The 12,068-nt window shown below is 65.8% G+C and carries 14 protein-coding genes; 7 read left to right on the top strand and 7 right to left on the bottom strand.

Translation table 11 applies throughout. The annotated features are described in order from the left end of the window. Window positions 1-62: 62 nt before the first annotated feature. On the bottom strand, window positions 63-989 hold the full coding sequence (locus ACFULT_RS00755; protein ID WP_037110559.1) for an LLM class F420-dependent oxidoreductase: 927 nt from the start codon (window positions 987-989) through the stop codon (window positions 63-65). A 188-nt stretch (window positions 990-1,177) separates the two neighbouring features. Between ACFULT_RS00755 and ACFULT_RS00750 the strand changes: the two genes are divergently transcribed. The 4 genes from ACFULT_RS00750 (at window position 1,178) to ACFULT_RS00735 (ending at window position 4,338) form a co-directional block, all read left to right on the top strand. After that, window positions 1,178-1,498: a rhodanese-like domain-containing protein gene (locus tag ACFULT_RS00750; RefSeq protein WP_020111775.1), complete on the top strand. Its 321-nt coding sequence runs from the start codon at window positions 1,178-1,180 to the stop codon at window positions 1,496-1,498. After that, window positions 1,498-2,535 carry a DUF4328 domain-containing protein gene (locus tag ACFULT_RS00745; protein WP_378480357.1) on the top strand — a complete coding sequence of 346 codons (1,038 nt, stop codon included), beginning with the start codon at window positions 1,498-1,500 and terminating at the stop codon, window positions 2,533-2,535. The genes ACFULT_RS00750 and ACFULT_RS00745 overlap by 1 nt, the downstream gene beginning before the upstream one ends. After that, the gene (locus ACFULT_RS00740; RefSeq protein ID WP_037110556.1) at window positions 2,532-3,311 is read left to right on the top strand and encodes a glycerophosphodiester phosphodiesterase; all 780 of its coding nucleotides are present in this window, start codon (window positions 2,532-2,534) and stop codon (window positions 3,309-3,311) included. Before ACFULT_RS00745 ends, ACFULT_RS00740 begins: the two co-directional genes overlap by 4 nt. A 121-nt stretch (window positions 3,312-3,432) precedes the next feature. Beyond that, a complete protein-coding gene (locus tag ACFULT_RS00735; protein WP_037110554.1) occupies window positions 3,433-4,338 on the top strand; it encodes a DUF5926 family protein in 906 nt (301 codons plus the stop codon). 64 nt (window positions 4,339-4,402) lie between these two features. Here ACFULT_RS00735 and ACFULT_RS00730 read toward each other — a convergent pair whose 3' ends face one another. The 5 genes from ACFULT_RS00730 to ACFULT_RS00710 form a co-directional block, all read right to left on the bottom strand. Beyond that, window positions 4,403-4,957, bottom strand: a complete 555-nt coding sequence (locus ACFULT_RS00730; protein WP_019667080.1) for a ferritin — start codon at window positions 4,955-4,957, stop codon at window positions 4,403-4,405. A 111-nt stretch (window positions 4,958-5,068) separates the two neighbouring features. Beyond that, on the bottom strand, window positions 5,069-5,611 hold the full coding sequence (locus ACFULT_RS00725; protein WP_037110553.1) for a ferritin: 543 nt from the start codon (window positions 5,609-5,611) through the stop codon (window positions 5,069-5,071). A 62-nt stretch (window positions 5,612-5,673) separates the two neighbouring features. Then, window positions 5,674-6,903, bottom strand: a complete 1,230-nt coding sequence (locus tag ACFULT_RS00720) for an LCP family protein (RefSeq protein ID WP_378480885.1) — start codon at window positions 6,901-6,903, stop codon at window positions 5,674-5,676. Window positions 6,904-7,206: 303 nt separating this feature from the next. Next, entirely contained in the window at window positions 7,207-8,013 is an 807-nt protein-coding gene (locus ACFULT_RS00715; RefSeq protein ID WP_378480356.1) for a CPBP family intramembrane glutamic endopeptidase, read from the bottom strand. 14 nt (window positions 8,014-8,027) lie between these two features. After that, window positions 8,028-8,795, bottom strand: a complete 768-nt coding sequence (locus ACFULT_RS00710) for a DUF2470 domain-containing protein (RefSeq protein WP_378480355.1) — start codon at window positions 8,793-8,795, stop codon at window positions 8,028-8,030. A gap of 107 nt (window positions 8,796-8,902) precedes the next feature. Between ACFULT_RS00710 and ACFULT_RS00705 the strand changes: the two genes are divergently transcribed. From ACFULT_RS00705 to ACFULT_RS00695, 3 genes are read left to right on the top strand one after another with little or no spacing between them, the layout of a single operon-like run. After that, on the top strand, window positions 8,903-9,616 hold the full coding sequence (locus tag ACFULT_RS00705; protein ID WP_378480354.1) for a hypothetical protein: 714 nt from the start codon (window positions 8,903-8,905) through the stop codon (window positions 9,614-9,616). Between the two features lie 11 nt (window positions 9,617-9,627). Next, a complete protein-coding gene (gene pheA / locus ACFULT_RS00700) occupies window positions 9,628-10,572 on the top strand; it encodes a prephenate dehydratase (protein ID WP_378480353.1) in 945 nt (314 codons plus the stop codon). Continuing rightward, complete coding sequence (locus tag ACFULT_RS00695; protein ID WP_378480352.1) at window positions 10,569-11,231, top strand: histidine phosphatase family protein; 663 nt, start codon at window positions 10,569-10,571, stop codon at window positions 11,229-11,231. The genes pheA and ACFULT_RS00695 overlap by 4 nt, the downstream gene beginning before the upstream one ends. A 28-nt stretch (window positions 11,232-11,259) precedes the next feature. Here the strand turns inward: ACFULT_RS00695 and ACFULT_RS00690 are convergent, their stop codons facing one another. Continuing rightward, a complete protein-coding gene (locus ACFULT_RS00690; RefSeq protein WP_378480351.1) occupies window positions 11,260-12,063 on the bottom strand; it encodes an ESX secretion-associated protein EspG in 804 nt (267 codons plus the stop codon). Window positions 12,064-12,068 lie beyond the last annotated feature (5 nt).

Below are 12,068 nucleotides of genomic sequence, written 5' to 3'. Positions count from 1 at the left end.
GCGGGTTCAGAGCCGAGGGTTCAGAGCTGAGGGTTCAGAGCTGAGGGATCAGAGCTGAGGGATCAGAGCTGAGGCATGACCTCCGACGCCACCAGTTCCAGATGGTCCAGATCGGCCAGGTCGAGGACCTGCAGGTACACCCGGGATGCCCCGAGTTCGCCGTAACGCCCGATCCTGTCCACCAGTTCCGCGGGGGAACCAGCTGCACCGTTCTCCCGCAGCTCGGACACGTCACGACCGATCGCAGCGGCGCGTCGAGCGATCTCCTCCTCGGACTTGCCGCAGCACAGCACGAGCGCGCTCGAATACACCAGTTCTCGTCCGGTCTGGGCCGCTGCCGCTCGCACTCGATCGAACTGCGTTCCGGTGGCCTCCAGCGAGGCGAACGGGATGTTGAACTCGTCGGCGTACTTCGCGGCCAACGCCGGGGTGCGCTTCTTGCCGCCACCGCCGATCAGGATCGGTGGGCGTGGGGACTGCGCGGGTTTGGGAAGCGCAGGCGAGTCGACGATGGGGAAGTGCTTGCCGTCGTACGAGAACGTCTCGCCGACGGGGGTCTCCCACAGGCCGGTGATGACGGCCAGCGACTCCTCGAGCTTGTCGAAGCGCTCGCCCAGCGGCGGGAACGGAATGCCGTACGCCGAGTGCTCCTCCTCGAACCATCCCGCGCCGAGACCGAAATCGACTCGGCCCCCGCTCATCGCGTCGACCTGCGCGACACTGATGGCCAGCGGCCCGGGATAACGGAAGGTGGCCGATGTGACGAGAGTTCCGAGGCGGATCGTCTTCGTTTCGCGTGCAATTCCGGCGAGCGTGATCCACGCGTCCGTCGGACCGGGCAGGCCGTCCGAGTTCATCGCCAGATAGTGATCGGAGCGGAAAAACGCGCCGTAGCCCAGATTTTCTGCAGTCTGGGCGACGCGAAGAAGATCGTCGTAGGTGGCGCCTTGCTGAGGTTCGGTGAAGATACGAAGTTCGATGGAGGCCATGGAATCGAGTCTAGGGAATCGAGCTGAGACCCTCCGGGCCTGTGGATGAAACCGGCAGATGTCCGGTTTCTGTGGATCGGTCTGTGGATAGTGTGGATAACTTCCTCCCTCCATCCACAGGGAACGGGTGGCAGGGCCAGTGGATTGCGTGACAAGATCGTTTTGTGTCTGCTCCGGATCTGCCCTCAGTGACCGTCGCCCAGCTACCCACCGAGCTGAGCGAGTCGGTGATTCTGCTCGACGTCCGTGAGAACGAGGAGTGGCAACAGGGCCACGCACCCGGTGCCGTGCACATCCCGATGGCCGAAGTGCCGTCCCGCATCGGTGAGATCGACGCCGACGCGGACTTGTACGTCGTGTGCAAGGCAGGCGGGCGCTCGCTCCGCGTCGTCGAATACCTCGCGCAGATCGGATACGAGGCCACCAACGTCGACGGCGGCATGTCGGCGTGGCAGCACGCAGGCCGTCCACTCGTGCGCGACGACGGCGCCGAGGCGAGAATCGTCTAGTGTCCGCTTTTCAGGTCTGTGCCCGCTGCGCGACGCGGTGGCCCGTCGGAACGCGACCGGCAGTGTGGTGTCCGCGCTGCCACGGCGTGCTGCTGTCTCCGGTGTCCGCGCAAGCGCCCGCAACCGGTACCCGCAACTTCCGCTGGGTCGCCAAGAAACCACGGAACAAGACCTCGCGGCCGGCCGGTCCGTCGCATCCACGCCGCACCGCGACACCGAAGTATGACGAGATCCCGCGCTGGGGTCTGATAGATCAACCCGTATCGAACGTCCAGGAACGGGAACCGCGACTTCGACGTTGGGCAGGCGCCGCGCCCGGTCTGCTGGTACTGGCCGCGTCGTTGCTCGGCCTCGCCGCAGCAGCGGAGCTGTTCCGGTACGGAATCCTGTTGTACAACCGCACGCGCCTCGTCGGGCAGACGACCCTCGTGACGTCCGATGCGTTGGTGCTGTTCGCCGAGACCGCGTCGATCGTCATCGGAATCGCCGCAGCCGTCGGATCCGCCTGCTGGTTGGTGGATCGACGACGGATCTTCTTCGAACGAGCCGGAACACGAGATCCACGCTCGTCGCGCACCATCTTCGTCGGAACACTCGTTCCGGTGCTGTCTCTCGCGCTGCCTGGGGTCTTTCTCACCGAGTTGGCCGACGCCAAAGCCGGCGTCGGCAAGCCACGTCTGGTCCGTGACATCCGCATCTGGTGGGGACTGTGGGTCCTGAACTGGGCACTCGTCGTCGCCGCATCCCTCTGGCGGCTGCGCGACTCCCTCCAAGCACAGGCCGACGGCGTACTGCTCTCCGCCATCGTCGCCCTGGTGGGCGTCCTCACCGCCCTGTGGACCGTCCACCTCCTCCACAGCATCGACGACCTCGGCTGGCGCGGGACCCACAAACCCTCGCCGACGCGATGGGTCGTCTCGGTTCCACGTGAAACCGTCGCCGACGTCCCCCTCCCGGACCGAACGAACCGTTCGGTCACTCAGAGTGACCGAACGTCACGTTCGGTCACCGAAACGGAGAAGGCGGCGGCGTCGTGAGCGGAGATCGTCGTGGACCGTTCGTCGTTGCGCATCGCGGAGCGTCGGCGGAAAAGAAGGAGCACACGCTCGCTGCGTACGATCTGGCGCTTCGCGACGGTGCCGACGGCCTCGAGTGCGACGTTCGGCTCACCCGCGACGGCCACATCGTGTGCGTGCACGACCGGAGAATCGACCGCACGTCCTCCGGCACCGGAATCGTCAGCGAGCTGGATTACGACACCCTCCGGGGTTACGACTACGGCGACGGCGCCGAGCCCGCCGATCTGCTGACACTCAGCGACCTGATTCAGCTGGTGCTGGACTGGACGTCCAAACCGACGAAGCTGTTCATCGAAACCAAGCATCCGGTGCGCTACGGGTCGCTCATCGAGAGCAAGGTGCTGGCCGAACTCCACCGTTTCGGCATCGGCCAACCTGCGTCCGCCGACCATTCGCGGGCAGTGATCATGTCCTTCGCGGCCACCGCTGTGTGGCGAATCAGACGAGCCGCGCCGATGCTGCCGACAGTTCTCCTCGGCGACTCGTCGCACTATCTCGGGGGCGGCGCGGCCACCACCGTCGGTGCCACGGCAGTAGGGCCGTCGATCAAGAGCCTGCGCGAGCACCCGTCGATAGTCGACCGGGCTGCGGCGTCGGGACGCGCGACGTATGTGTGGACCGTCGACGACAAGGCTGATGTCGACCTGTGCCGTGAACTGGGCGTCGGGTGGATTGCCACGAACAACCCAGCGCGCACCCGCGCCTGGTTGGCAGGAGCGGAGCCTGCGGAGTGACCGGGTAAGGCGGGAGCGGAGCCTGCGGAGTGAGCCGGTGAGGCAGAGCGGAGCCTGCGGAGTGAGCTGGAGCATTGGGCTTGCTGGACGTGCAGGTGGGGAGACCCTGTAGGTTTCGGTCGTGGGTAAGAGCAAAAGAAACAGTGGTCCGAAGCAGGACAGTAATCGCGCAGCGAAGCTCGCTCAGCGTGCGGCCGAGCGGGAGAACCTGTCCGCGGCGCCGGTGCGGCCGTTCCATGGTGTGCAGGCCGAGTGCGATCTCGTTGCGATGCGTGAGTTCGTTCCGTCGGCGACGGCACCGGTCGTGGTCGACGGTCGCACGCTGACGGTGGCGACGGTGTTGCCCGGTGCGGTTGCTGCGCTGGTGCGCGAGGAGAGCGGGGACGTGCGGGGCTTCGCTGGCCTGCAGGTTCAGGTGCATTCGCCGAATGTCGCGGCTGACCTGTCCAGTGCGTTGTCGTGGGCGTCCATCGCGCAGCCGGGTGAGTCGTTGGAGTCGGCTGGGCCGGACGGCAACACTCCTGCGCTGTCGGAGGTGCTGGATCCGACGCTGGAACTCGACATCACCGTGCACCAGGATTTCAACTGGTGGCTTCCCGAGGGCGCTGAGCCTGCTGCCGACGTCGCGGCGACGGTGGAGCGTGCCAATGGGGCCATCATGCCGTCGGCTCGCCTCGAAGGTGAGGGCCTGACTGCGGCGTGGTGGGTCGATGCGGGCGACAAAGCGCACCTGCGGTGGGTTCGTCCGGAAAGCGAGGACGAGCTGATGCTCGCGTTGGCGCGTCTGCACGCTGCCGGTGATCTGACGCTCGGCGAGGGCTCTCGATACGCCGGTTCGTTCCGGACTCACGGGCTGCTCGTGCCCGTGTTCGATTTGGATCCGGAGATGCACCCGACGGAATGGGCCGCGCCCACCGTTCAGTTCGGAAGCAAGCTTGCCGAGGCTTTGGCTGTGGATGCGCCGCTGACCTCGGAGCAGCGGCGGTCGCGCGACGGACTGCGCGGGCGTCAGGTGACGCTCAGGTAATCCGTGGTGAGTGGAAATGTGTCCGCTAGGACACATTTCCACTCACGAGCGCGGGACGTGCGACTTAGATGGCGCCGCCGGCAGCCTGAGGTGCACCGCTGTCCGAGGGGACAGTGTTGCTGTACTCACGAGCAACGAACTGCTCGAGGTCGAACAGGTTGTGTCCGGCACGGTCCGCGACGTTGAGCAGCGTCTTCATGCTCGCAACTTCCTCGACCTGCTCCTTGAGGAACCACTGCATGAACTGCTCGCCGAGATAATCGCCCTCTTCGCGTGCGGTGCTCGCGAGCGCGATGATCTGCTCGGTGACGGTCTCTTCCTGGGCAAGCGCCAGAGCGATCGGCTCGCGGGCATCGGTGAAGACGGACTTCGCGCCGTCGACTCCGGTGAGCTCGACGGTGATGTCGCGGTCCAGGAAGTACTGGACGATCATCATGGCGTGGTTGCGCTCTTCGACGGCCTGCGCGTAGAAGTGCTTGGCCAACTGCGGCAGGTCGGTGTTGGCGAAGTAGACCGCCGTGGCGATGTACTGGTGCGACGCGTTGAACTCGTTCCGGATCTGATCGCGGAGGAGTGCGTGGAATTTGGAGTGGTTGGTTTCTTTGACGTCTGCGCTCATGGTGAAGAGAATATGCAGGTCAGGGGCTGTTGTCACCCAAGTTCACCCTTATTGAGGTCAAGGTTGCCTAAATAAACAGGCCCTAATTCTTGACTATGACCAGCGAGAAAGTCATACTGCGCCGGCTTGTTTCGGAGCGTTTGTGGTGCGGTTCACTCGCGCGGCGGTCTCCCTCGCAACGTACGTCTCGACGTCGAACAGTTGATTGCCTGCCCGGTGCACGATGTTCAGCAGGCTCCTCATGCTGGCCACTTCCTCGACCTGCTCCTGCAGGAACCACTGCATGAACTGCTCGCCGATGTAGTCACCGTTGTCCCGTGCCGTACGCGCGAGTGCGGTGATCTGCTCGGTCACCCGTTTCTCCTGAGCAAGCGCCAACTCGACAGGTTCGGCGACCTTCGAGAACTCGTCGACGACGTCGCCGATCCCCGAGATCCCGACCTTCACCTTTCGCTCGATGAGGTAATGCACGATCATCAAAGCGTGCCCGCGTTCCTCGGCCGCCTGTGCGTAGAACCTCGCCGCGAGCTGAGGGAGATCGTTGGTCTCGAACCACACTGCAATCGCGAAGTACTGATGAGACGCCGTGAACTCGTGATGCACCTGAGCGCGGAGTAGGTCGTGAAAAGCGTTGCTGCCGTCGCTCGAAGTCATGCACCCCAGATTACCGCTGGGGGTTGCTCGAGCCTGGTCGTTCGGCAGGCTCCACTCCTGCGTCAGGGCCCTGACGTCCTGAGGTCCTCCGGAATCTGCTGGTCGTCCGCCAGCAGTCCGAAGAACTGCGAGGCGCGGTCGGAATCCCACAGCAGGACGTTGCCGACGTCGGTGTTCTCGAATCCAGCGACGGGCACCGTCGTCGTGACGAGGTCTCCGCGCATGGCCCAGGCGAGGGCGCCGAGATTCCAGATGTGATCACCGTCGTCGACGCTGAGAGACCCGGCTGCGTCCTTGACCAAAGGCCACAGACGGAACGGATTGAGGAACGTCGACGGACTCGTCGCCTTGTCCAGCAGGGCGGACATGAACTGGCGTTGATTGTTCATGCGGTCGATGTCGGCGAGCGCGGTCGCGCGGGTGCGAACGAATCCGAGGGCGTCCGATCCGGCCAGTTCCTGGCATCCGGCGGGCAGATCGATCCCGGCGAGGGGATCGGAAATCGCGTTCTGCAGGCAGACGTCGACGCCGCCGACAGCGTCGACAATTCCCGCGAAGCCGCCGAAACCGATCTCCGCGTAGTGGTCGATGCGCAGACCCGTCGCACCTTCCACTGTCTGCACCAACAGGGGCGCGCCTTCGAACGCGAATGCCGCATTCAGTTTGTCCTGGCCGTAACCGGGGATCGACACGTACGAGTCACGCGGGAGGCTGACCATCGTCGTGGCGCCGCCACCCTCGGGAATGTGGATGAGAATGATCGTGTCCGTGCGAGACGGACCTGTCTCGCCACCCGTCGACAGCGATGCCTCCTGCTCGGGCGTCAAACCGGTTCGAGAATCGGAGCCGACGAGCAACCAGTTGGTGCCCGGTGTGTCCGCGATGCGTCCGTCGTAGCTCGTCAGCGCATCGACGCGGGTGAGCGAGCTGTCCACGTAGTAGACCAACCCGCCGACGACCAGAAGCAGCACCAGGAACGTCAGGCCGAAGCGTCGACCCCAGTGCCGTTTCTTGCGAACCCGCGGAGGCTTCGCTGGCTCGGGCCGTCGAAGGGCCCGCTGCGGGGGCGGAGGAGTTCGGCGACGTGGAGGTTCCTCGACGTACGGCTGAGGAGTCTGCCGCGGCGCGTGATCGCCGTTGTAGCGATCGGCTCTGTCCCGAGGCGGATACTGCTCGGTCGGGCGATATCCGGCGGTGCGATCGCGTGAAACGACTCCCGGCTCGGGTGCCTGCGACCACGCCTGCTGCGACGCCGATGGCCGGTGCGAGTCCGGCCGACCGTCGCGTCGAATGATCTGAGTGCCCTCCTGCCGCGGCGGGAGCGGCGGGCGAGGACCGGGAGGGGGCGGCCGATAACCGTCGTGCGGCCGGCCGCCGGCGGGAGGCGGGCGGCGATCGGCCGGAGGCGGCGGCTGACGATGACCGGCCGGAGGCGGAGAACCGGCCGGCGGCTGAGACCCGGCCGGCGGCGGTGGCCGGTAGCCGGGCGGAGGTGTACGACGCCCTGGATTTCGAGGCGCAGCAGGTGGACCCTGTGGCGGGGTGCCTCGTCTTCTGCGGTCGTCGTCGTTCACCCGTCGAATGTACCTACAAATCTAGGGTAGCCAGGAGAGATGGTCGCGGAGGAGGGCGTAGCCGACGAAAGCGACGATGTCGATGAGGGCGTGGGCGATGAGCAGGGGCCACAGACGGTTGGTCTTCTGCCAGAACCGTCCGAACACCAGGCCCATCAGGAAGTTCCCGACGCCGGCTCCGAGGCCCTGATAGAGGTGGTACGAGCCGCGGAGCAGGGCGGAGAGCAGCAGTGACGAGTTCTCGCCGAGTCCGAGCTTCCGCAATCGGGAGATCAGGTAGGCAACGACGAGTATCTCCTCGGCGCCGGAGTTGGCGAAGGCGAAGGCCACGAGGGCGGGAATGCGCCACCAGGTGTCGTCGATCGTGCTGGGGACAACGGTGAGATTGAGTCCGACGGCGTTTCCGACGAGGTAGAACACCAGGCCTGGCAGGCCGATCAGCGCGGCGAGCCCGACGCCGGCCAGCACATCCTTCCGGAGCTTCGGTTTCGCGAGCCCGACGAGCCTGGGCCCCAGCCCCGCGCGCCACAGTAGGTACAGACCGAGGGCCCCCCACGCGCACAGTCGCAGGATGCGCAGTACTTGGTACAGCAGATCGATGACACCGAGGGAGGAGTTCGACGTGTTCAGCGCTACCGATTGGTCGGACAGACTGCCCGCGAGCAAGGCATCTTCGACGAGGGAGAGGATGCTGCTCGCGCCGCTGAGCCCGAAGGTCACCAGCAGAACGATCGCGATCTCGATCTTGATCACTCGTCGTTCTCGCGGTTCCAGCGGTGGGTCGACGGCCGAGTTCGGCGGGTTGATCCAGCCCTTCAGATCGATCACGGATCAAGTATGAGCTAGCCCCGTGCGCGCAATCCGTTCAGGAACGGGCATCCAGCGAGTACGCGGAGTGCACGGCTCAGTGCCATGGTGTCGTCGACGGGTTCGGCGAAACCGAGGCGAACGTCGTTGTCGCCGTAGTCGCTCTCGATGCGCAACCTGATGCCGTATCGATCGATGCCGAGAGGTCGGATGCGTCCCTGCCGCAGCGACGGCGGGAGGCGTCGGGCAAGTTGGTTGACGAGATCTGCATGGTCCTCGTCGAGGTGCTGCAGCCAGCTGGTTTCCATCTCCCAGAACGGATCCGGCTCGGCGGAGAGCAGGTCGTCGACGGCGACCGGCTCGGCGCCGGTGCTGTCCGCGACGACGGCCGAGGTGAGGATCAGCCTCAGTAACACCGTCGAATGTCCGACGTCGAGCAGTGCGGGGTGTGGGTGCTCGGCGGCGACGGCACCGGCCATGGGTCGCATGAGCGACTCCGGTACGGGCCGCAGCTCGCCGCGCAGCCACACCAACGAACGAACCGGTTCACGCAACGCCAGTGGTGCGTGATCGGTCAGTTCGAGGACAGCCGGGACCCCTGCACGGGTCGACTGCCACGCAATGGCGCCGGTAGCAGAATCGCTGGGCACCGCCAGCACTACTTCACCGTTGGAACGTAGGTGATGGAGCGTGGTGACGACGGGTTCGCTGCCTTCGATCGCCAATGCCGCATCCTCGGCACGCGCACAGGCGCTGCGGACTCGTTCTGCGGTGGACGGTCCGGTCGTCGTGGCGCCGATCATGGGCTCCTCCGATGCGATTGCTAGTAGGTGAGGCAAACCTAAGTTAAATCACGGAAGCCGGTATCGCAAGTGCACGTCCAAAATTCCTCCGCGCTAGCGTGAGAGCCGTGTCCATTCCCCTGACCCTGGGCGTACCCCACCGGCCGGAACCGGGAGCCCTCGTCGCCGGCCTCCTCCACCAGCGTTCCCGCAGCTCCGAGCGCGTCGCGCGGGATGCCGACGAGGTGACGAGCGGTCCGGCAATCGTGTCCGCATCGGTGTTGCGCGACCACCCGGGGGAACCCGCGCTCGGCAGACTCGTCGTCGACCTCGACATCGATCCCGAGGAACTCCGAGGATCCCGCGCCGTCTACGAAGCCGTCCGGTTCCACCTCGACGTCGACGCCGAGACCATCGACGACGCCACCGCCCTGCGCGTCCCGTCGCCGCTGGTTCTGTTTCCCGACCTCGGTGACGGACCGACGCTCGACGCGGTCACGCAGATCGTCGAAGCGCACCGCATCCCCGGTCTGATCGCGTCGGCGTCGCCGCGGCAGGTCGCCGACGTGCTCGCCGTCGTCGCCCACGCCGACGGCGGATTCTTCGCGCGGGCGCGGTCCAGTTCCGAGGTCATCGCGTTGCTGTCCGCCACCGTCGCAGCCCTGCGCGGCGACGACATCGCCACCGCATGGGCGAACCCCGACACGGCCGCGTTGGCGGCATTGCGGCCCGAGGCCGCAGAGGCGGTGCGGACGGTACTTCTCGGCATCGAGGTCGACGATGCCACCGCCGCGCATCACGATCTCGCGGCAGCGGGCTTGGTTCCGGCACCGTCGGCGTAATCTCGTCTTCCGTGCCCACAATCGCGTATTTCGGTCCATCGGGAACATTCACCGAGATGGCACTCGGCCAGTTCGAAGCGCAGGGCGTCTTCGCGGATCTCGGTTTCGTCGGAGATATCGAACGACGTCCACTCGGTAGTCCGCCGGCGTCGCTCGACGCGGTCCGGGCAGGCGACGTCGACGCAGCGGTGGTGCCCATCGAGAGTTCCGTCGAGGGTTCGGTCTCGCCCACTCTCGACGCTCTCGGGGCGGGCAGCAGGCTGCAGATTCTCGCCGAGACCGAGGTGGACGTCGCGTTCTCGATTCTCGGCGCGCCCGGTGTGGCGCTGTCCGACGTTCGTACGATTCGTGCGTATCCGATTGCCGCGGCGCAGGTTCGGCAATGGATCGACGCCACGATCCCGGGTGCGGAGGTGCAATTCGCCTCCTCGAATGCCGCTGCGGCGGAGGACGTTGCGGCCGGGTTGGCCGACGCGGCGGTGTCCACGCCGCTGGCCGGCGAGAAAACAGGATTGCCGACGCTTGCCGCGGGTGTCGCCGACGTCGACAACGCGCGCACCAGATTCGTGCTCGTCGCGCCGCCGAGATCCGCGCCGCCGCGAACCGGTGCCGATCGCACCGCGCTGGTGCTCATGCCGGACAACGTTCCCGGTGTGCTCAACCGGGCTCTCGCGGAGTTGGGCATCAGGGACATCGATCTCACGCGCATCGAATCACGGCCGACGCGTGAGCAATTCGGCACCTACTGGTTCTATCTCGACCTCGCCGGTCACATCGACGACGAAGCCGTCGGTGAGGCACTGCGTGCATTGCACCGCAAGATGAAATTGCGATTCCTCGGATCTTGGCCCGTCGCGACGGGAACAGGGCACCGTCCTCCGTCGTTGGAGGAGGAGATCGAATGGTTGAGTGCGCTTCGTGGGGGTGCGCACCGAGACGAAGAGGAGGATCGATGACGGGCAAGCTCGTACTCGTCCGTCACGGACAGACGTTCTCCAACGTGGACAAGCTCCTCGACACGAAATTGCCGGGGGCACAGCTGACCGATCACGGTCACGAACAAGCCAGGCGCTACGGCGCCTCGATCGCGGCGACGCCTCCGAGCGTTCTGGTGTCGTCCTTCGCGATCCGTGCCGTGCAGACAGCGACGCACATCGGTGACGCCACCGGACTCGAGCCCCAACAGCGCGAAGGTATTCACGAGGCGCAGGCAGGTGAATGGGAGGACCGGGGCGACGACGCCGCGCACAAGGGCTTCACCGAAATCTACGGACGTTGGCACGCAGGCGATCTCGACGCCACGGTCCCCGGCGGGGACAGTGGGCGCAGTATCCTCGACCGATACGTGCCGGTTCTCGACGAGCTGCGCGAGCAGTACCTGACGTCCCCGGAGTCCGCCGATGTCGTCGTGGTCAGCCACGGCGCCGTGATCAGATTGGTCGCCGCCGTCCTCGCCGATGTCGACGGCACATTCGCTGCGGACAACCATCTGGACAACACCGAGACGATCGAGCTGGTGCCGTCGGGCACGGGCTGGACCTGCGAGCGCTGGGGCACGTTCCTGCCGCCGTTCGAAGGCAAGGGAAGCACTACGGCGGACAACCCGATCTCCTAGAACCCTGCCGATCGGAGCGTCCTGGCGATCAGAGTGCCCTGCCGATCAGTTCGGACAGGGCCGCCGTGATGCGGGTGTCGGTGCCGGGAGACAGGGTGGTCCAGTGGCTCCCGTCGGCAGCGCGGCTCGACGTCGCGGCAATCCGTCCCCGGGGGGTGTCGAAAATGGCGACGGGGTGAGCGCCTGCCGATCTGTTCCCGGATTCGACGGTGACCGAGGTGATCTCGGCCTGCGCCGAACACATACTGATCGCCGACGCCACCTCTCGGGCCACGTCGCCGTTGATTCCGAGGTGTGCCAGGCGGGACGCGGTAGCTCGGGAGTCGGTAGGCGCAGCGTCGAGCGCCTCCGCGAGTCCATCCGTCGGAGCCGACACGCCACGGAACTCCAGCGCCCGGCCACTACCGAGCTCGGTGAACAGTTCGACGGCCGCGTCGGCAGCTGCAATGCGCAGCCGTAGACGGCCTTCCGTCTTGGTTGCGATCACGGTGCCGGTGCTGTTGCCTGCCAGGCAGATTCGTAGAATCGGACTGTCCTCCGTGTACGGCGTGGGAACTCGACGTGCCGATACGTACCATCGTGGCTGCTCGAGAATCCGGAGCCACGCCTCCAGGTCCGGGTGGATGAAGCCGTCGACGATCAGATTGTCCTGGACCAGGCCTGCATGGCCGCGTGCAAGCGATTCGTGTTTCTTCTCGAACGAGTCGTAGCGAGGGAACACGTCGAGAACGACAGGCAGCTCGACGATGCTCAAACTGTCGACGAGGAAATCTGTTCTGTCCGCGTCCAACTCGGCGAACGGGAGAGTATGGCCGAGCGGTTGGGTTCCCAAGTCGA

The organism is Rhodococcus sp. NPDC057297 (assembly GCF_042667435.1).
In the GTDB taxonomy this organism is placed as follows: domain Bacteria; phylum Actinomycetota; class Actinomycetes; order Mycobacteriales; family Mycobacteriaceae; genus Rhodococcoides.
This window is presented reverse-complemented; position numbering and strand designations above follow the sequence as displayed.